22 protein-coding genes are annotated in these 19,245 nt (G+C 66.6%); 14 read left to right on the top strand and 8 right to left on the bottom strand.

Features of this window, described 5'->3' with window-relative positions; all coding sequences use genetic code 11:
- Positions 1 to 3: 3 nt before the first annotated feature.
- The 8 genes from MOQ72_RS37220 to MOQ72_RS37185 form a co-directional block, all read right to left on the bottom strand.
- Positions 4 to 261: a hypothetical protein gene (locus tag MOQ72_RS37220; RefSeq protein ID WP_242190618.1), complete on the bottom strand. Its 258-nt coding sequence runs from the start codon at positions 259 to 261 to the stop codon at positions 4 to 6.
- The gene (locus MOQ72_RS37215; RefSeq protein WP_242190617.1) at positions 258 to 551 is read right to left on the bottom strand and encodes a hypothetical protein; all 294 of its coding nucleotides are present in this window, start codon (positions 549 to 551) and stop codon (positions 258 to 260) included. The genes MOQ72_RS37220 and MOQ72_RS37215 overlap by 4 nt, the downstream gene beginning before the upstream one ends.
- Entirely contained in the window at positions 551 to 931 is a 381-nt protein-coding gene (locus MOQ72_RS37210; protein WP_242190616.1) for a hypothetical protein, read from the bottom strand. The genes MOQ72_RS37215 and MOQ72_RS37210 overlap by 1 nt, the downstream gene beginning before the upstream one ends.
- 191 nt (positions 932 to 1,122) lie before the next feature.
- A complete protein-coding gene (locus MOQ72_RS37205; protein WP_242190615.1) occupies positions 1,123 to 2,082 on the bottom strand; it encodes a hypothetical protein in 960 nt (319 codons plus the stop codon).
- A complete protein-coding gene (locus MOQ72_RS37200) occupies positions 2,082 to 3,413 on the bottom strand; it encodes a helix-turn-helix domain-containing protein (RefSeq protein ID WP_242190614.1) in 1,332 nt (443 codons plus the stop codon). The genes MOQ72_RS37205 and MOQ72_RS37200 overlap by 1 nt, the downstream gene beginning before the upstream one ends.
- A 137-nt stretch (positions 3,414 to 3,550) precedes the next feature.
- Positions 3,551 to 4,606 carry an ArsR family transcriptional regulator gene (locus MOQ72_RS37195; RefSeq protein ID WP_242190613.1) on the bottom strand — a complete coding sequence of 352 codons (1,056 nt, stop codon included), beginning with the start codon at positions 4,604 to 4,606 and terminating at the stop codon, positions 3,551 to 3,553.
- Positions 4,607 to 4,620: 14 nt separating this feature from the next.
- On the bottom strand, positions 4,621 to 5,145 hold the full coding sequence (locus tag MOQ72_RS37190) for a hypothetical protein (protein WP_242190612.1): 525 nt from the start codon (positions 5,143 to 5,145) through the stop codon (positions 4,621 to 4,623).
- A gap of 128 nt (positions 5,146 to 5,273) precedes the next feature.
- On the bottom strand, positions 5,274 to 5,453 hold the full coding sequence (locus MOQ72_RS37185; protein ID WP_242190611.1) for a hypothetical protein: 180 nt from the start codon (positions 5,451 to 5,453) through the stop codon (positions 5,274 to 5,276).
- Positions 5,454 to 5,850: 397 nt separating this feature from the next.
- Between MOQ72_RS37185 and MOQ72_RS37180 the strand changes: the two genes are divergently transcribed.
- The 14 genes from MOQ72_RS37180 to MOQ72_RS37120 all read left to right on the top strand — a co-directional run bounded on the left by MOQ72_RS37180 (position 5,851) and on the right by MOQ72_RS37120 (position 18,744).
- Entirely contained in the window at positions 5,851 to 8,142 is a 2,292-nt protein-coding gene (locus tag MOQ72_RS37180) for a helix-turn-helix transcriptional regulator (protein WP_242190610.1), read from the top strand.
- A 145-nt stretch (positions 8,143 to 8,287) separates the two neighbouring features.
- A complete protein-coding gene (locus tag MOQ72_RS37175; RefSeq protein ID WP_242190609.1) occupies positions 8,288 to 9,493 on the top strand; it encodes a cytochrome P450 family protein in 1,206 nt (401 codons plus the stop codon).
- A gap of 223 nt (positions 9,494 to 9,716) precedes the next feature.
- The gene (locus MOQ72_RS37170) at positions 9,717 to 9,998 is read left to right on the top strand and encodes a hypothetical protein (RefSeq protein WP_242190608.1); all 282 of its coding nucleotides are present in this window, start codon (positions 9,717 to 9,719) and stop codon (positions 9,996 to 9,998) included.
- On the top strand, positions 9,998 to 10,597 hold the full coding sequence (locus tag MOQ72_RS37165; RefSeq protein ID WP_242190607.1) for a hypothetical protein: 600 nt from the start codon (positions 9,998 to 10,000) through the stop codon (positions 10,595 to 10,597). The genes MOQ72_RS37170 and MOQ72_RS37165 overlap by 1 nt, the downstream gene beginning before the upstream one ends.
- Complete coding sequence (locus MOQ72_RS37160) at positions 10,594 to 12,402, top strand: FtsK/SpoIIIE domain-containing protein (RefSeq protein WP_242190606.1); 1,809 nt, start codon at positions 10,594 to 10,596, stop codon at positions 12,400 to 12,402. Before MOQ72_RS37165 ends, MOQ72_RS37160 begins: the two co-directional genes overlap by 4 nt.
- 541 nt (positions 12,403 to 12,943) lie before the next feature.
- On the top strand, positions 12,944 to 13,270 hold the full coding sequence (locus tag MOQ72_RS37155) for a hypothetical protein (protein WP_242190605.1): 327 nt from the start codon (positions 12,944 to 12,946) through the stop codon (positions 13,268 to 13,270).
- A gap of 51 nt (positions 13,271 to 13,321) precedes the next feature.
- A complete protein-coding gene (locus tag MOQ72_RS37150; protein ID WP_308198048.1) occupies positions 13,322 to 14,539 on the top strand; it encodes a DNA polymerase III subunit beta family protein in 1,218 nt (405 codons plus the stop codon).
- A gap of 93 nt (positions 14,540 to 14,632) precedes the next feature.
- The gene (locus tag MOQ72_RS37145; protein WP_242190604.1) at positions 14,633 to 15,898 is read left to right on the top strand and encodes a methyltransferase; all 1,266 of its coding nucleotides are present in this window, start codon (positions 14,633 to 14,635) and stop codon (positions 15,896 to 15,898) included.
- Entirely contained in the window at positions 15,898 to 16,341 is a 444-nt protein-coding gene (locus MOQ72_RS37140) for a hypothetical protein (protein WP_242190603.1), read from the top strand. The genes MOQ72_RS37145 and MOQ72_RS37140 overlap by 1 nt, the downstream gene beginning before the upstream one ends.
- 34 nt (positions 16,342 to 16,375) lie before the next feature.
- Positions 16,376 to 17,356, top strand: a complete 981-nt coding sequence (locus MOQ72_RS37135) for a DUF3560 domain-containing protein (RefSeq protein WP_242190602.1) — start codon at positions 16,376 to 16,378, stop codon at positions 17,354 to 17,356.
- A gap of 52 nt (positions 17,357 to 17,408) precedes the next feature.
- Positions 17,409 to 17,627 carry a hypothetical protein gene (locus MOQ72_RS37130; protein WP_242190601.1) on the top strand — a complete coding sequence of 73 codons (219 nt, stop codon included), beginning with the start codon at positions 17,409 to 17,411 and terminating at the stop codon, positions 17,625 to 17,627.
- A 72-nt stretch (positions 17,628 to 17,699) separates the two neighbouring features.
- Entirely contained in the window at positions 17,700 to 17,831 is a 132-nt protein-coding gene (locus tag MOQ72_RS44875) for a hypothetical protein (RefSeq protein ID WP_277955256.1), read from the top strand.
- Between the two features lie 91 nt (positions 17,832 to 17,922).
- The gene (locus MOQ72_RS37125) at positions 17,923 to 18,150 is read left to right on the top strand and encodes a hypothetical protein (RefSeq protein WP_242190600.1); all 228 of its coding nucleotides are present in this window, start codon (positions 17,923 to 17,925) and stop codon (positions 18,148 to 18,150) included.
- 222 nt (positions 18,151 to 18,372) lie between these two features.
- Positions 18,373 to 18,744 carry a hypothetical protein gene (locus MOQ72_RS37120; RefSeq protein ID WP_242190599.1) on the top strand — a complete coding sequence of 124 codons (372 nt, stop codon included), beginning with the start codon at positions 18,373 to 18,375 and terminating at the stop codon, positions 18,742 to 18,744.
- Positions 18,745 to 19,245: the final 501 nt, after the last annotated feature.

The following is a 19,245-nucleotide window of genomic DNA, read 5'->3' as shown; positions in this document are numbered from 1 at the left end:
TCCTCATAGGACAGACCCCGTGTGATGCGCGGCCTGCTGTTGGTAGGAGGCGGCGAGCACATCAACGTCATCGGCCATGGACTCGGCGCCGACGGACACCGCGTGCATCGCGCGCCGCAGCTGCCCCGCCACGTCTGGGCTGAGCGTGTCCGCGTCGACCTCTGCGGCGTGACGCCGCAGGACCGGGGCCATGCGGCGCAGTTCGGTGGACAACTGACGTAACCACAGTGTGTCCATGTCGCCCTCGCCATGCATGGTCACCTCGACGTCTCCGACCCGGCGTCCGGATCTTGCTCGGCGGCCTGGAGTGCCAGCGCGGCCTGATGCGCGGCGTTCATCCGGGCGGCGCTGGCGAACAGCCTGTCGCCCATGCTGCGGAGAAAGCCCTGCAACTTCTCGGTCAATTCGGGGTGACCGAGCATCTCCGGCGTCAGCTCGTTCGCTTGCGTGTGGGTGTCGGCGCCGATCTGGGCGAAGGTCTCCGCAGCCTGCCGTGCCGCCTCCGCCGTCGCCTGCCATCCCGCTGGGTCCTGGTGAGGGTGACCGCCCATCACTGCACCGCAATCCGAGCCACTGTGGACGCGGGCGGCCACGCGATGATGATCTCTTCATCTTCGTTCGGGCGGAGGACGATCCCCACGTCCTTGGGTGCCTTTTCTCTGAGTTGGCGGCCTGTGAGCTGGACATGATCGACTTCGTCGCCGAATCCGCGCTTGCGGGCCAACAACTCGTAGGTCGGGTACGCGACGATCCACGCGTATCCGTCGCGGTTGTCGATCACCATCTGCTGGGTATCGAGATCACGCTCGACCACGATCGTGTGCCGCGCGAACTCGCGGGCCAGTGACGGCTGCTGATCGCGGCTGGCTGGCCAGAACATGTCGTCAGGCTCGCGACCGGCCTGCGCGGAATGGAGCCACTGCTGGCTCATCTGATCCCCTCTCGGCGACTGGGGGATGGCGCGGCGCGGACGGGGGCGCCCCGCGTCATCCGATGCCCGTTCACCGTGCGGTCATCGATCCCAACGTGTCCACGCGCTGACGTGCTGACGAGCACTGTCAGCACGGTGATCGATACCGGCGCGTGACGTACTGTCGAAACGGGCCCGCGATCTGGCCGCGTTTACGGGCAGGGTTGGTATCCCACGATGACGAATCCGCCGCCCTCCGCCGCGGTGGTCAGGTGGCCCATGGGGGGTCCGGCGGGGACGTTGTCGGGGCCGAGGCTGTTCCAGTTGAGGGTGCACGCGTGCACGACGATGTGTCCGGCGGAGTCGGTGGTCGTGGTGATGCCGCCGGGTTGGGTGGAGTACCAGGCGGGGTGGGAGACCTGCTGGGACAGCGCAAGGATGGCCTCCTCGCAGCTCGGGGTGGCGTGCGCGACGGCGAACTGGCGCGCCGCATCGGCGACGAACAGTTCGCAGACGCCGCCATCGCCGTTGGCGATGGCCCTGCCCAGGAGTTGGCCGTAGGCCGGGGCGTACATCGGGGGTTGCCGCCGCAGACCCGTGGTCGACGGCGTGCGAGTCACCGGCGGCGCCGTGGCGGCGGTGGTGCTGGGTGGTGGGGGGCAGGGCTGGTAGTGGTCGATGATCCAGCCTCCGCCCCCGCTGGGGGTGATGCGGGAGACGGTTAATCGGCCGAAGCCGGGTCCGGCGTCGGGTTGGGGCGCGATGGCGTTGCCCCAGCGCAGCGAACAGCCGTCCACGACCGCGTCCGGGCCGCGATCGAGGACCACGACCGAGTGGGGCGCATAGGAGGCGTAGGTGGTGAAGTCGGTGATCTGCCCGGCGAGTTTGCGCACCGCGACGGGGCAGCTGGGCGCGCGCAGCGCGGCGGCGAACTCCAACGCGGCGGCGTCCTCGAACAGCTCGCAGGCTTGGGGGTCGTCGCGGCTGGTCATGTCCGCGGCCACCCGGAGCACCTCGCTGGGGCTGCGGGGGTACAGCGCCGCTTTCGTGGTGACGTGGTCGCTGGCGATGCTGTGTTGCTCGACCGCGGATGCCTGCAGGTGATCCCAGGTCAGCCCGCTGGCGGCGAGTCCGGTGAGAGCGACGCCGACGCCGAAGATGCGCCACTGCATCACGCCACCTCCTGCTCGGTGGTCGCGGTGGCGAGGTAGCGGCGCAGTAATCCGGGGATCCGAACGGAGCGCCCAGTGTCGGTGAGCAAGTGCTCACGCAGCAGGACCGTCACCGCGTCCGCGTCGCCGTCGTCGTCGCGAAGCCAACGCGGGAGATCGGTGTAGGTGACCTCCCCGTCGTCGGCGACGTCGGCGAGCGTGCGCAGCACGCGGGCGGCGGAGTGGGGGAGGCGGTGGTACGAGGCGGCGAGGACGACGCGCAGCGCGGACGCGGGGTCATCAGCCGCCGCATCGGTCAGCACGTCCAGCCCTTGCGCTCCGGTGAGCTCGGCCACCACATCCGCAGGTGGGCGAGCGGCCCGATCGCCGATGGCGACGGCCGCGGCGTGCAGGGCCAGCGGCAGCCGGTCGCATGCCGCAGCGATCTCGGCGAGCGCGGGATTGTCCACATTCCACCCGGTCCCCGCGGCCAGCACGAGTGCTGCGGCTCGAATCGCCAGCGGTTCCACGGGCACCCGCGCTGCACCGTCGCGAATGGACAGCCCAGGCAGGCGGCGGCGGGCCGTGATGAGGACCGTGCAGTCAGGGCCGACGCTCAGCAGTGGCCGCACCTGCTCCACGTTGGCGGCATCGTCCAGCACGATCAGCGCACGCCTGTCAGCGAGCACGGTGCGCAGCAGGTGCGCCCGCTCCTGTTCCTGCTCGTCGTCCGGGATGTCCTCGACATGGAGGCTGCGCAGCAGGTGCCCCAAGACCGACGTCGGCTCGGCAGGTGGACCGGCGGGGCTGTAGCCGCGCAGGTCCGCGAACAGCACGCCGTCAGGCCACCGTTCCCGCGGGTCGCCCTGGTGGCCCCACTGCCGTACGAGGCCAGTCTTCCCAACCCCGAACATGCCGTCGACCACCACGGTGCTCGCCCGGCGCGCGGCAGCATCCAGGCAGGCCAGCTCACGGTCACGGCCAACCAAAATCGTCGGTGGTGCGGGAAGTTGGTAGGGCGGGGCGGACCGCGCCGCGGGCGAGGGACGGCGCGCGGCCCGCGCGAGCTTGAGCAGTTCGTCCCCGGTTTGCAGCACGGTGTCGAGCACGTGCGCGACCTCCAGCGTGGGCGTGCGCTCCCCCTTCTCGTATCGACAGATGTCGCTGGAGGCCAGGCCGCTTCGCCGTTGCAGGCCGCGCTGCGATAACCCATTGGCCTGGCGTGCTTCGCGCAGCGCCACGGCGAAATCCCGGCCGCGGGGCGCGAGCGCTGCGGCGCGGGGATGCGGCAGTCCATCCGCCACCGCGGAGCGGTAGTCGCCGTGCGACCGAGGTGCGAGTGCAGTGCTCATGTGGTTTTCCCCTGGTTGTAGAGACATTGATGCCCCGCAGAGGCGGGCAGGTTCCCGCCGCCTGCACGTCACGACCCCCGACGCGACGCGGCCTGGCCGCCACCTGCTCGACACCCGGCGCGCGGTGACCAGTGGTGCTACGAGGCGGTGTCGCGGACAACCTCCAGCACGCTCGCGGCCGAGTCCGTCGGAATCACCCGCCGCAGACGTAAACCTGCGGCGGCCAGCAGCGCCGCGTACTCATCCGCGGTGCGTTCTCGACCGGAGGTCAAGGTGAGCATCACCATGTCCAGCGTTTTCCCGAAGTGCGGCTGGTCGCCGGGCGGGAGCACGCTCTCCACCAGATACAGGCGGCTGTCGGGGCGCATGGCCGCGGCGCAGTGGCGCAGAATGCTCAGGCAGGACTGCTCATCCCAGCCATGGAGGATGTGCGAGAGCAGGTACACGTCCGCGGCGGCGGGGACCACCGCTTCGAAGTAATCCCCCACCGCGATCTGCGCCCGGTCCGCCACGCCCGCGTCGATGACCGCGGCCCGTGCATGATCAACGACTCCGGGTAGGTCGACGAGCATTCCACGCAGGTGCGGATTCCGCGCGAGCAGGTGGATCAGCAGCGTGCCGACTCCGCCGCCCACATCGACGATCGTGCCGGTGGTCTGCGACAGATCGAGCGCGCGGGCCACCGCAGGCGGCTCGTCGCCGTGCACGGCGATCATGCTGCGACTGTGCGCAGCGTGCTCGATGGGGCGCTGCCGCAGCACATCAACGAAGGTGTCGACGCCGTGCGCGATCGAGGTGCCGCTTCGCGCGGTGGTCAACCGCTCCAGCAGTACTCCCAGGCAGGCCCACGCCGTCGGCCCCGCGAGGGTTAGCAGCATGTCACGGGCGGCGCTGGGGTGACCGTCCTGCAGGTACCGCCCCAGGTCGGTCAGCGCATACCTCTGGTGCACGCCGTCGCCGTCGGGTTCGGATCGCAGCAGTCCAAGGCTGGCCACCATGCGCAGCACCTGCAGCAGCAGCGGCGCCGAAACCCCGGTGCGGGCGGCGAGTTCGGCGACCGACAGCGGCCCATCCTCCAGCAGATCAGCAACTCGCAAGGCGGCGACAACGCGCACGGCCTGGGTGCGAAACGGGGCGTGCGCGAGATCGCGCAGCACCGGGGGAGCGGCGTGCTCCTGCAGCATGGGAGGCATGGTCGACGTCCTTGTCAGATGAAGGCGGTCATGGAAGGGCCGCTATCGGTCGCAAGTCCGTGGTCGAGCAACTCCTGGTTCGCCGCGTCCTGGGCGGTGGCGAGGCGGCTTGCGGTGCGCAGGTCCCGCTGGATCGCCTGCAGTGAACTGTCCTCGACCAACGACGCCACGCCCTGCGTGGCGACCAGCACGTCCACGACGGCCCGGCACTGGGAGAACACGTGACCGGCGTGCAAGCGGGCCGATGCCTGCTCCACGAAGGTCGGACGAGTACGCCCGCGGGAGTGCGCGTCGCACGCATCCGCTGCGGCGACCGCGAGCCGCCAGGCCGCATCCAGCCGTGCCGCCGCCGCGGCGACGGCCGGGTGCGTGGGGATGTGGTCGGCGACGAGGTCCAGGGCGTTGCGCGCCGTCCTCCCAGCCAGGGCCATCAGCAGGGTGACGAGCGTGGGCGCGCGGTGTCGCCACGATGTGCGGGTCCCTGCCGAATACCCGCTCCACGCTGCTGGTCCCATCGGCGAGGCCCAATGATCGGGCACCTCGATACCCTGGGCCGACAAAGCACTGCCATGCCCAGGGTCCTTAATGGACACCGCAGTCATGGGGGCCAAGCCGAACACCACTGTGGCATTCATACCGCGCTCGCAATGCCGGAGAGTCGTTGTGCTCATGGCGTGCGCCGCAGCTCATCCACCAATGTCTGCAGCATCGCCACGCTCGGCGCGCGCAGGGTTTCGGTACACACGGAGCCGAACCAACCCCCAGCAGGTGGCTTCGGCGCTGTGTAGCGAGCGGCGATCCTCCGCAGTGTCTCGCCGGGCGCCCGCTGGGCCAGATCGTTGTTCATGGGCTCCTCCCTCGATGGTCGTCATCACTCAAGCCCGGTGGTGCTGGTGGACGTACTGGCGGCAGCGAGCACGGTGGCCCGGCGCGCACGGTGCCGCGCCTCGACCGACGGAGCTGTCTAGACCAGTCGATGCCACAGTGGAGGAGGAGCAGAACGCCAAGCAATCCGGTGATGCCCGTATCCGGTAGCAACAAGAGGTACGGGGGCGTGACCTGCCGCCTACGGGATGACCCCAAAGGTTGGGCCGTGTGAGTGACGGGGGCTGCGTATTTACGCCGGGAATCCCTGGCGTAACGCCAAGGGGACACTAAGGTTTTCCCCTATGCCACCTGTTCGCTGGAGGGCTGATCTCACACCGTTCGTCGGTCGACGAGAACTGAGGGGCGAACTCACACGGTTGCTGTCGGACGCGCGACTGGTGACGCTGATCGGACTCGGCGGTGTCGGAAAGACGCGACTGGCGTTGCATGCGGCCTCCTCGGAGGAGGTGACGCGGGTCTACGACGATGGGGTGTGGCTCGCCGATTTGACGCGGATCGACACACCAGATCTCCTCCGGGGAACGGTGGCGCAAGCGCTGGGCGTGCAGTCGTCCGCCCTGCAGGAACATCTGGCCAGCAAGCACCTGCTGCTGGTCTTGGACAACTGCGAGCACCTCACCAACGCAGTCGCCGAACTGTGCACACGGCTGCTGCAGGCAGCACCAGACCTGCACATCCTCGCGACCAGCCGCCACGTCCTGGACGTCCCCGGCGAGCAGCGCCTGCCCGTGGGGCCGCTGGCACTGCCGCCGGAGCGCGCCACGGTCGAGACCGGCGACGAGGACGAACTGCACCTCCTGGCGGAGACAGCAGGCTCCGAAGCGGTGGCGTTGTTCGCGGCCCGCGCCCGAGAAGCCGACCCGAGCTGGCGGCTCGGCGAGGACAACCGCGCCCTGGTGGCGCGGCTGGTGCGAGCGTTGGACGGGATCCCACTGGCGATCGAGCTGGCCGCGCGGCGACTACGCACCATGTCGCTGCACGACATCACCGAGGGGATCTCGGACAGGTTTGCGCTGCTGACCACAGGCCGTGGCATGCTGCAGGACCACCATGCCACGCTCGCCGCGACGCTCGACTGGAGTTGGGAACTGCTCACCGACGAAGAGCAACGACTCTTCGCGCGACTCGGGGTGCTGAATCAGTTCACCGCCCCGGCCGCGGCAGCGATCTGCGCCGGGCGCACCTCCCCGGATCTCGACTCGAACGCGGCGCTGGGCGAGCACATCACCACAGCCAGCATCACCGACGTGATCTCGGACCTGGTGGATAAATCTCTCATCATCGCCGACACCTCCTCGTCGCCGACCCGGTACCGGCTGCTGGAGACGACCCGCGAATACGCCCTGCGACACCTGCGGGAGTGCGGCGAGGAAACCACGTTGCGCCGCAGGCATGCCCAGTGGCTGCAGGCGTGGACCGCGCGGGCGGCAGACGAGCACCGGGGACCGCACGAACCCGCGTGGCTGGCAGGTCTGCACCTCAACATGCCGAACGTGCGGGAGGCACTGGACTTCTGCTCACGCGACGATCCCATCCGCGGGCTGGCGATCATCAACGCGACGGTGCGGACCGCGATCTGGGAGCATCGCGGAGCCCTGACCGAAGCCGCGTACTGGATGCAGCGTTTGCTGGCCGCCGCCGACGCGACGGGACGGTTGCCCGCCCGCCGCCGAGCCGACGCGCTGGCCTGGACCGCGATGTTGCACTGCCAGCAAGGATCGCTGCGCTGCGATGAGCTGCTGGAGCACGCCCGGCAGGCGTTGCCCGCGGGCACGAACAGTCCCGACGTTCGCTATGTCACCGGCGCGATCGCGTACATGGTGCACCGCGAAGAATGGGCCATTGAGGTGCTCGCCGAAGCGGCGCAGATGTTCGCCGAGGAAGGTCGGCACGCCGACTTCCTCATCGCCGAGCTCATCGGCACGATCGCCACCGCATTCCTTCGTCCACCCGCAGAAGCCGACGAGGCGGTCACGCGACACCTGGCCCACGCCGAAGCGACACGCGGCCCCCGGACCATCGCATGGGCCCGATTTCCCGCCGCGGTCGTTGCGCTCCGCAAAAACGAGCTCGCTCGGGCGGAGCAGTTGTCCCGCGCGGCGCTGCTTGACCAACGACGGCCCGATGTCAGCGACGAGTGGTGGGGCGGCACCTGGGGATTGCGGCTGCGGTTCTGGATCCTCGCCATGAGCGGTGATCACACCCGCGCCGCGGTAGTGCACGGCGCCGCAACCAATCGCGAGCACCTCACCGGCGTTCGCAGCAACTACATCTCCGGTGTCGCGGCCGTGCAAGCGTCGGCCATGCAGCGGGTGCTCGACGGGCTCGGCCAGTCGCGACTGAACGACCTCATGAAGGTGGGGCAGACGATGGACTGGGACACCGCCGTCGCCCAGGCGCTCGGCGAGCCGAACGCCAACGAGGACCCAGCGGGGTTGACGGACCGCGAACGCGAGGTCGCCGAGTTGATCGCACACGACTGGAAGTACCAATCCATTGGCGCCCGGCTGGGCATCTCCCGCAAAACCGTGGAGACCTACGCCGGAAAGATCCGGACAAAACTGATGGCGTTCGATCCGACCATCACCGAGACGAAACTGGTGCTGATCGTCCGCGCGTACCTCGATCGCCTTCGCGGAACCCCGTAGCTCGAACGGAGCGGTATGCGGGGAACCCCGCATACCGCGGCGGCCCTTCGCGGGCGCACAGTGATCGAGAGCGTTCATGACCAGGCGGCGGCTCGCGCTCACACGCTGCTGACGGATCCCACGAAGGGGCTTCCTGATGGACTGGATGGACGAGACTTTCAGCGCCGACCCGTACACCTTCCTCGCCCGCCTTCGACAACACGGGCCAGTAGCCCGTGTCAGAACCTCCAACGGAACCCCGGTGCACCTCGTGCTCCGCTATGCCGAGGCCACACACGTGCTCGGCGATCACGCGCTGTACCGCAAAGATCTCGACGTGCTCCGAGACCGGATGCAGGAACTGGCACCCGCTGGAGCAACCCCGCACGCTCTCCCCTCAGCGGTCCGCGTCTTACTCAATCAAGACCAACCCGACCACACAAGAATCCGCGGCCTGGTCGCACCCACGTTCACACCACGTCGCCTCGACGTCGTGCAGCCGCGCATCCACGCGTTCACCGAGCAACTGCTGGACTCCATCGACACCAGCAGCGACGTGGACCTGCTCGCCGCAGTGGCCGAACCGCTGCCGATCATGGTAGTCAGCGAACTGCTCGGCGTGCCCCCCAGCGACCGGGCACAGTTCGGGGCGTGGACCGGCGACTTCGTCCAAGCCAAGGACCCCGCGCTGGCGTGGGACGCCGGAGACGCGATGGGCGACTACCTGCACGACCTCATCGACCGCAAACGCGCCGCCAACGGCGACGACTTACTCACCGATTTGATCCGAGCAGCAGACAGCGGAGATCGCCTGTCCACCGAGGAGTTGGTGTCGCTGGCGTTCGTGCTGATCCTCGCCGGACACGAGACCACGGTCCACCTGCTCACAGGCACGATCCTCGCGCTGCTGCGTCATCCCGAGGCGCTGGCGGAATGCGTCGCCGACCCCAACCTGATCCCCGCAGCGATCGAGGAAACCCTGCGATGGGATCCCCCGCTGCACACCGCGACCTACCGCTACGCCGCCCACGACACCACCCTGGGCGGAACGAACATCCACGCCGGAGACCTCGTATTCGTCTCGATCGCCGCGAGCAACCGCGACCCACTCCGCTATCCCGACCCTGACCAGTTTGACCTGCACCGAGAAGACAAAAGGGCCCTCTCCTTCGGTCACGGCATCCACTACTGCCTCGGCGCCGCACTGGCGCGACTGGAAGGCCGGATCGCGCTCGCCGAGCTACTCCGACGCTGGCCGGACATGCACCTGACCTGCCCGCCCGGCGAGCTTCAGTACGAGCACATGCTGCTGCAGCGCGCACTGGTCCGACTCCCTGTGCGGCTGCACCCGCCGAGGTCCGCCGCCAGTTGATCTCCACCCTCGGCCGCCGGGTCACCGGACCGTCGGTCACGCGGCGGTATCGATCAATGTGCTGACATCGCCTGTCAGCACGTCAGCGCGTTGTTTCCCGCCCACCCCGACGAGCACTGTGGACGGGGCTCCCAACCCGACCAAGGGGCGACGCAGGCACCCCGCCTCCGTCGCCCCTTGCGCTTGCGACAACGCGGGAGCCCGGACACCGGGGAGGTATGCGATGAGTTCGCCGAACGTCGGCGACTGGGTGGAACTGGTGCGCGAGGTCGACGGCGCCGGATCGGGCACCCGTGGCCGAGTCACCAGCACCGGATTTCTCGGGGGCGTGGACATCACCACCGAAAGCGGCCACCAGATCACCGGCGTGCCCGCGGATGCCGTCCGCCGCGCGCCCGCCGGAACGTCCAGTCCGGGTGGTGATCTCGGCTGCGCGGTGATCGCCGTGGCACTAACCACCACGGCGGCGGGTGTCGCCGCGATCACCAGTGGGTGGTGGGCCTGATGTCCCACCCCGCACCCGCCGTTGAACCCACACCGACCCCCACCCCACCTGCCAGTGATCCGCTGCCGGTGATCGGAATCGACCCCGGCCAAACCTGGACCGCCTGCGTGCTGCGGGTGGAGGATCACGCGGAATTCGGGTGGACGATGGGACCGGTCGGCGCCAACGGCCAACTACTGAAGTCCGCCCTGTCCGACCCGGACAACTGGGTCGCGTTCGGCCGCTACGTCGCGAAACTCCGCGACGCGCTCGACGAACTCGTGGACCACGCGATACAGCGCTGGGGTGTGGTGCGCATCGGCGTGGAGGTGCCACACGTGCCGGTCGGCTACCGGAACTCGTCGCCGAAGTTTCAGCGCTTGCCGGTCCGCGATTGGTTGGTGCCGCGCCAGGTGGCCGCGGCGGTCATCGGGGCGTATCCGGAAGCGAAGAAGGTCGTTGCTGACGGTCATGGTCGCCGCCCGGCCAGTGAGTACCCGCGGGAGCTCCGCGGCGCCCGGCCGCACCACTGGGGCCCGAACCAGTTCCGCAATGGCGAGCGAGACCACGAGCGCGCGGCATACGACGTGGCTGGCGTCGCGGCGAGGATGCCGCGATGACCGCGCCCGCCAGCCAGGACACCGGCTTTCTTGCCGGATCCCCACCCGATCCCGTCGACCCTCCGCGCCCGCGCACCCGCCGACGGCGCCGGTGGACGCGTCGTCTGCCGGTCTGGCTGCGCAGTCCTCGCGCCGCGCGGTCGATGCTGCGCGCGTGGTGGTACGGCCGCACCGCGGACGACCTTCGGGCAGCGTGGGTTGATGCGCGCGAGGCGCCGGGGTGGGTCGCGCTCGGCTCGATTCTGGTGTTCTGGGTGTGCAGCGGTTTTTCGTGGCTGCCGGTGGCGGCTGCTGCGGTCGCGTGGTGCGCGCTCATGGTCCTCACGCACTGGGCGCGCTGGTACACCCGCCGCCGGATTCGCCGCTTCGCCCGGCCGCTGATCGGCGTGCTCGCCCTGCTCGTACTCGCCGTCGAAGCCGGACCTTGGGCGTGGCCGATGACGGTCGGCTTGTGGCTGGTCCTCGCCGCGCTCACCGACACCCTGCGTGCCCGGCACCGCACCATGGCCGCCGTGCTCGCCAGCGTGTCCCGTGCAACCCGAGTTGACCCCGGCGAGCTCGACGTCGTCGATGAATCCTGGGTGCAGGGCGCGACGTTGGAATCCGTCGACATCGCCGCGCCGACCGCGGGAACCGAAGACCCTGGCGTCCGCGCCCGCATCGCCTCCGCCGTGGCCTGGAGCCTGCGTCAAGACGGCCGATACTCGGTTACCTGGCCCTCGCCTTCGGAATTCCACGTGCAGGCCGCGGCTTTCCTGCCTCGCGAGGTGCACGAGCGGCTGTGGCAGGACCTGCCTGGCATCCTGATTGCCGTCACCGACGCCGAAACCGCCAACGGCCACCTCGACATGGTCGACGCCGAAACCTCCGAGGTCACCGCAACCCTGCCCATCGCCCTGCTCGACCCGGCCGAAGAGCGCCACCTCCTCGTCGCCGGGGGAACCGGCGGCGGAAAGTCCAACTTCCTGCGCGGCTTCATCGCCCGATCGGTCCGCGACGGATGGTTCGCAGGCGGCGCCTACCTCTTCGATGGAAAATCCGGCTCCGATTTTCTCGCTTTCGAGGGCCGCGAAGGCATCCACACCGTGGCCCGCAATCCCGACGAATGGGAACGAGGACTTACCGAACTCGTCGCGCACATGCGCGCCCGCTACGAACAGGAGGCCGACTACGAGCGCGGCCACCGCGACGAGGAACCCGACCATCCCCGCTACTTGGTCGTCATCGATGAAATCCAGGACATTCGCCAACAGCTCGGAAAAGACGTCGTCGACCCACTGATCAACACGTTGGCCAAGCAAATCCGGGGTTCCAATGGCCGTCTCGTGGTCGCCACGCAACGCCCCGACTCCATCGACGCAATCCCCGGCGCGGCCAAAGATATGTTGGAATACATCATTTGTCTCGGCTACGTGTCTCCAGTCGGGGCCCGAGAAATTCTCGGCAAGGACTGGCGCGCCGCCGTCGATGAATACGGCAGCAACACCGTGCCCGGACGTGGTGTCGCACGGGTAGGCGGGCGACTCTTCCGGATTCAGGTACCACGCTTGGACCGCCCACGGAAAAACCCCGCGGTCGAATACCTCTACCCACGAAAACGCGGCACATATCCCGAAACACCGCAACCCGCCGCCAATGTCGGCCGGTGGTCACCACCACACAACCCCCCACGGCCACGGGAGCCAGAGAACGCCGCAGACAACCCGCAGCGAAACGACGACACCCTCCCCGAAGGCATTCCGGTCGTCAACCCAGCCCCCGCTCACCAAACTCCGGCGTCATCGCCCCGTCGGCGAACCGTCTAAAACCACACAACAACGCAACGCCCCCTCGTCAAAGCAGTACGAGGGGGCGTTGCTGCTGTGCCAGAAAAGGCCGACGACGGGCAGGCGCCAAGCCGAGGCCCCGACGACGAGGAGTGAGGTTCCGTAGAGTGCGACCCGAACGCCTCCGGCGATATCTGCGGGCTCTGCCCGCAGTATATCCGCGGGCGGGTCGGTGAGGGTCAAAATCGCGCAGCGATTTGGACCCGCGCGCACCGCGCGGCACGCGACCGCGGGGGTGCGGTCGCGGCGAACCTGGAGCGACGCAAAACCCCAGGCGAGGGAAACCACTCCCCTGCCGGACACCAATCACCTGCGGAAATACACAACCACTCCCCCACCATTCCCGGACGGTGACAATTCCGTTATCGCCATAGGCCATTCGGTGAAAGCAAGCAAAAACCCTTGCGGGTAAGTTGGGTACCGCACTAGTGTTAGTTGTGTCGGGTTGACCGGCAGGGAAGTGGAAGCGCATCCAGATCAGCCTGCCCTGTCGCACTCATGTCAAAGTTGGGGAGATTCAGTGAAACTCACTGCGCAGCGTCAAGCGCTCCGTGACGCCATCATTGCCGCCGCACGGGACCCCGAATCAGAATGGGAAGTTGCAAACGGCAACACCATTCGATACACCGAAGTTCGCGACACGCCGCAAGCCATGCGGACTTGGCCAGACGCGTACGGCTACACGCCGTATGACAGGCCGACCTACGAGCGTCACGTGTTCCTGTCATGGAGCGTGGATAAACCCATGCTCGGTGTATCTCACGCTCCGTGGACCGGTCGGCGTGACCAGTTCGTCACGTTGAAGCGCGCCTTTGAAATCTTGGACGATCCGACGTCTGCGTTCTAGCTTTTGAGGTAAGTCAGGTACCGCACGTAAATTACCAAGAAGGGTTGATCAGTGGAACACGCGAACACGCCCGAAACCGCCATCGTGGCTACCGCACAGGCCAGTCTCGCTCGGTGGATTGACGTGCTGACCACCGTGGGCGTTGCCGTCCCCGCACGCCCGCCGCTGCCCGTGCTGGGGGGCGTTGAGATCACGTGGAGCGACAACGGCTGCACCGTTGCGGGTTTCGACTACGAGTCCGCGATCCGGGTCAACATCACGGCCCGCTGTAGCGGAGCTGGTCGCGCGATCGTCAACCACGCCCAGTTGCTGAAGCTCATCAAGGCGTTCGGAAAGAAAACGACGTCCACGGAGATCAGTCTCACGACCAGTGGACATGTCACCGTGTCCGCAGACGGCATGACCATTCCGGTTGAGGTGTTCAACCTGGACGACTATCCGGGCCTGCCGGAAAAGTCGCGAGTGGTGACCAGCGCTCGGGTGGATCGTGCACTGTGGTCGGAGGTGATCCGCCGCGCGGCGTCCGTCGCATCGAACGATGACACCCTGCCGGTGTTGACCGGCATTCATCTGGTCGGATCCGGCGCTGGGGTGCGCGTCGAGGCGACCGACCGTTTCGTGTTGATGCGCGCCACCCTGCCCGCAGACATTCGCCACACCGAGTTCGGCGCCCTGATTTCGGCTCAGACGCTCGGCAAGGTGACGCGGTATTTCGACGGCGAAATCGTGACGATCGAACAGTGCCAAGCTGGCTTGTGGCGGTTCGTCTCCGGATCCGTGGAGCTCTTCACCCGCACGCTGGACAGCGAGTTTCCCCGCACTGACCACCTGGTCTCGACGTCGTTTGCCTGCACCGCCACGGCGGACCGCGCCACCCTCGATGCACTGGTCAAGCGCGTCCACAAGATCAGCACCATTACGAAGTTCGACAAGGACGACGCGTCGCGGGTCATCGTGCGCCCCGGCCGTGACTGCCTTGAGGTGCTGCCCGTGGTGCCCCAGGAACACGCCGCGCTTGTGCACGTCGATCCATGTCCGGCCGAGGTGAGCGGTGACGCCGACGCAACGACCATCAGCGGAGACCGGCTGACAACCGCATTGAGCTTGTTCTCCAGTTCTGCGGTCGCGGTCCAGATCCAGGAGCCGAACGGCGGTCGCGCTCGTCCGGTCGTGTTCGCGGAATCCGACGATGCGGCGCTGCCTCCGGACTTTCAGGTGCTCGTGATGCCGATGCGCACGGGGGACTCCGACGGAAGCAGCGGCCGGTGATCTGAGCCGGGGCAGGAGACAGCACGAGCCCCCGCGCGTGCTGTCAATGCTCGGCTCAGATCAACCGAGAAATCCAGGAAGGGGAGCGGAAACGTGGCAACCACAGGGAGCATCGCGGTCAGCGATCGAGTGCGCGACATCTTGGCGGGAGCGTCGATCGAGGATCGTACGGTGCGGATCGTCGAGAAGTTGTCCCGCGACGACTACACCGCCACGGCCAAAGTACTCGGCAACCTCGGCGGCACGTGGTCCCGCAAGGCCAAAGGGACAGTGTTCGACACGGACCCCACCGACGCGATCCGCCGCATCATCGAGACCGGCGAGGCGCCGCGATCGGCGCGCACGACCGAGGGCTACGTGGCCACCCCGGAATCCGTGGCCGCGCGTCTGGTCGCCGAACTCGGCCCGCTGGAGGCCGGTGCACGGGTGCTGGAACCCAGCGCCGGTGACGGGGCGCTCGTGCGCGCCGCGCACGCGGCGACATCGGGAGTCGAGGTCTGGGCAGTCGAACCGAACACCCAACGCGCCCAGCTGATCGACGCCGACATGACCACGGTCATCACGGGCCGTCTGGAAGAGTTCCTGCACCGCACCCAGCGCCCAGAGCACTTCGACGCTGTGATCATGAATCCGCCGTTCGCGGTGCCCGGCCGCCCGTCGATCTGGATCGACCACGTGCGACACGCCTGGTCGCTGCTACGGCCCGGTGGCAGGTTGGTGGCGATCGTCCCCAACGGCTTCACGTTCCGAACGGACCGCAAACACACCGAACTCCGCGACTGGCACGCACGCTACGACGGCGACCTGATCGAACTGCCCGAGGATGCGTTCGCTGCGCAGGGCACCCGCGTCCGCGCCGTGCTGCTCACGGTCGACAAGCCGCAGGACTGGACCCCCGAGGACGACCAGCCCACGAAGCGGCGCGGCAAGCCCACGCCGGAAGAACAAGAGCAGCGCCGCGCTGAAGACCGCGAGCTCAAGCAGGCCGCAGCGGAAGCGCTTGACGACCAGGAGTATTTGGACGACTTGGCCGCACGGCTGGCGAAACTGCCGCCAGACTGCCGACTGCGGGCGGTCTATTCGCCCCGTAACCAGGTCCTGGTGTTCGCCCAAGCTGACGCGTTGGGCGTGCGCGTGACCGGCCATCTCGCCACCTACCGAGAGTGGAAAGCCCAAGGCCGCGTCCCCGCCGGAGCAACCGGACTGCGGATCGTCGCCGGATGTGACGACAACCAGCCCAACGCCGAAAAGCAGGACCATCCCAGCGACGCAGCCGAGGCCAAACGGGACACCCGGCGGTTCTGGATGACAACGCGATTCGACTTCTCCCAAACCACCCCGATCGACGGGGGCCACTGATGGTGTTCTGGTTCTGGACGCACAGCGCCTCGTGCCTGCTCATGGTAACCGCGATGTTCTCACCCGGTATCCGCACCGGAGCGGATATGGCGGTCTGCGCACTCGTGGCCCTGTTCTTCGCTGCTGCTGCGGGGGTGTGCGTGTGGGCGGTCGCCCGTGAGGCGCAACGTGGATACGACCGGGAGTGTGGCGCGGAGCTTCGTTACCACTTGGTGAATGCAACGTTTTATCCGGCGGACGCAGAGGACGATTTGACAGCACCCATGATCGAAGTGGCTGGCGTGGCCACGACGATCATGATGGAACCCGCTGGGAACGACCCTGCGCGCGTTGTTGTGGCTATCTCCGTGGAAGACGCTGCGCCGTGGCTCGTGCGTCCAGACGCTGACGCCACAGTGCCTCTCGCTGTGATGGTCAACGGAGAGCATGTTTTCGAGGGCTGACCCAATACCCGTACTGGAGTTTGGAGAGGTAGTGGTGAGTGCTATCACGATCGAGATCAGTCACACGATGGCCGAGGGAACCTTGATGCGCATCTTTGGCGGCACGATCCCGGCCGACGTTCTCAAACCGATCGCACGCGCGCAGAACTGGCGCTGGTCGCGCTACCTGGGTGCGTACCACCAGCAGCAGAGCCGCGATCAGCTCCCGCGCCGCTGGCGCATCGACGCGACCGCTACCGCGTTGCGGGCAGCTGGGTACACGGTCACGGTGTCGATCGATACCACGTTGCGACCGATGGAGGAATCAGAGGCGGACCGCGCCGAACGAATCGAGGACTACGCGGACCGTCGGCATAGGCGAGCTGACAGGAAATCGGCGGAGGCGGCAGCCACCCGCAAGAAGGCAACCGACGTGTTCGACCACATCCCGTTCGGGCAACCGATGATGCCCGGCCACCACAGCTACAACCGCGACCGCCGTCAACGAGAACGAGCCTGGAACAACCTAGGCAAGTCCTACAAGCAGCAGGACTACGCGAACAAGCTCCATGCCCAAGCCGAGACCGCCCGCAACCACACCGACCACCGCTACGCGCCTCGGGCCGTGCGGTCCCGCGTTCGCAATCTGGAGAAAGAACTCCGCACTGCCGAGGTCCACCTCACCCAGGGAACCTACCTCGCTCCTGGCGTGCGGGAACCTCTCAGCGAAGGAAGCCGCGCGCTGTGGCAGGAGACCAAGGAACGCCTGGAACATCAGCTGGCGTACTGGCGGCCAATCATGGACCAGTACATCGCCGAGGGGAAGTTGTCGAACGTCACCCGCGAGGACGTTAAAGGGAAGAACAAACAGGTGAAGGCGCGCGGCCGGTGGTATGACGTGGTGCGCGCCAACCCGACCACGGTCACGGTGAAGACCATGCGCAGCGCGATCAACCCGGATGACTGGCTGACCGGCAAGTACTCCTACGACGACGTTACCGAGGTACGCGATAACCCGCACGGCTCAACGAGTTGAGGTAAGTAAGGTACCGTACTACACTTATCAAAGTTGTCATCAAGGAGGAATTGTGGACGCACTTCAGCAGATCTTGACCAGCATCTACGACCGCACCGATGAGATTTGGTATGAGACGTTCGCGCGCCTGGCGCGCGGAAACGGAGTCGTCGCTGCCCAGGACATGATCGCTGTCGTTGCGACCGAGGTCCAAGAGGGCCACTGGCGCCCCACCAAGACCGACGTGGACGCCTGGGCCAACCGCTATGCCGCCGAGCACGGCGAAAACTGACCGCGCCAGGTGCTGCCGGTCCTTTCACCGGCAGCACCCACAGGACGAACCACCAGCGCAAGGAGCGATCAGTTGAACATCACGAACTGCCGAGACGGCATCCCCCGCGCGGACGTGCGAGTGACTTTCCGCAACCAGATGGCGCGCGAGTGCGCTCACAAGGAAGGCGACAGCAACACTGTGATCAACGGCAACAAGAGCTGAGCCTCAAGCCTTAGTTGCCGCGACGTTGGGCGCGGCAGCGTTCAGGACGGGACTAGGGCACGAGCGGCCAAACGAGCAGCAAGGAGGATCGATGAGCGGCTTCGACGAGATCGAACAATCACGTCGGGAGATCGAGAAACTGAACCAGGAGATCGAAGAAAATAACTTCGTGACCCGTGTTCGAGCGCAGCATCACCGCGATCAGGCTGATGCGGCCCAAGTGCAAGCAGTCCGCGAACTCGGACCCCTCACTGGCCAGCGCAAGCACTACCAAAAGAACGCAGAGAAGTTGGAGCGCAAGCTCGGCTACCGAGACTGAGATAACGCGGCGATGAGCTACCTGGATGGCTCGTGCACCGATCTTGCGTCCGTCGCGGATGCCAATTATAACGATCTTCGGATCGAGAACGGCGAGCTGGTCTGGGGTTAAGTTGAATCCCTGTGGAGGTAAGTCGGATACCGTACGGCGGAACTGGGTTAGATAAGTTAGATACCGTACTAAATTTATATGTTGATGTGGTTGAAGGGGTGGATTGAGTCAATGAAAATGTACGAGGTTTCGCCGCAGGACACGGCATCTCATTTCATCGGGTCTGGCGCGCTGGACTACTCGTGGTGGGGCATCATGTCGGCCTACGGCATCGCACAGTTGGACGTGCCCGATGACTGGTACGTCGTCCTGGTGGACGAGGACGAGCCAGGGGAGGCGGTCCGGGTTGACCACACGGTGATCCTCAAGGCCGTGAACACCCTGGCTCGTACTGCTAAGGGCAACTGTCCCGAGTACATGCGCCAATCGGTTCTCCGTGAGTGCGGAGTCTTCATCAAGGACCCGGAAGGCGCGGACTTTGATGCGGATATGGCTGATCAGGTGCTTCAGTACATCGTGTTTGGCAAGGTCATCTACGCTTGAGAAGCGAATGGTCTCTGAAGGGCTCCCTGGTTTCGTGCCGGGGGGCCTTTCCTGTTTCGGGGTACTCCAAGGTGTCTGGTGGGGGTTGAGGTTGTCTGTGGCGGTTTCAGGGGTCTTTCTGGTGGTTGTGGTGAGCTGGTGGGGTCCTGGGGGTGGTGCGGGGGGTTCTTTATCAGTTCGGGTTGACGTTGTCAAGGGTTTGAGGATGGGTTGTGTGATCTGTCCACAGGGGATTGGGGTTTTTTCTTGCAGAGCAAGGGGATTTTTGTATAGGGTTGTATGTGTGGAGATCGTTGGAAGTGAGGTTTTCCCTTGCGGAGCAAGGGAAGTATCGTCTGTCCACTGCGGAGCAGTGGTATTCCCTTGCGGAGCAAGGGAATGGTGTAGTATAGTCTCCACTATGGATACAGGAAGTGCGCGAAAGGCGTTGCGGAGCAACGGTTTTCGCGCGTGGTTTTTTCGCGCGCGCGGAGCGCCGCGCGCAGGTCGACCGGAGGGAAG

This window comes from Saccharopolyspora soli (genome assembly GCF_022678645.1).
GTDB classification, from domain to species: domain Bacteria; phylum Actinomycetota; class Actinomycetes; order Mycobacteriales; family Pseudonocardiaceae; genus Saccharopolyspora; species Saccharopolyspora soli.
The sequence above is the reverse complement of the archived record's forward strand: the minus strand, read 5'-3'. Positions and strand labels throughout refer to the sequence as shown.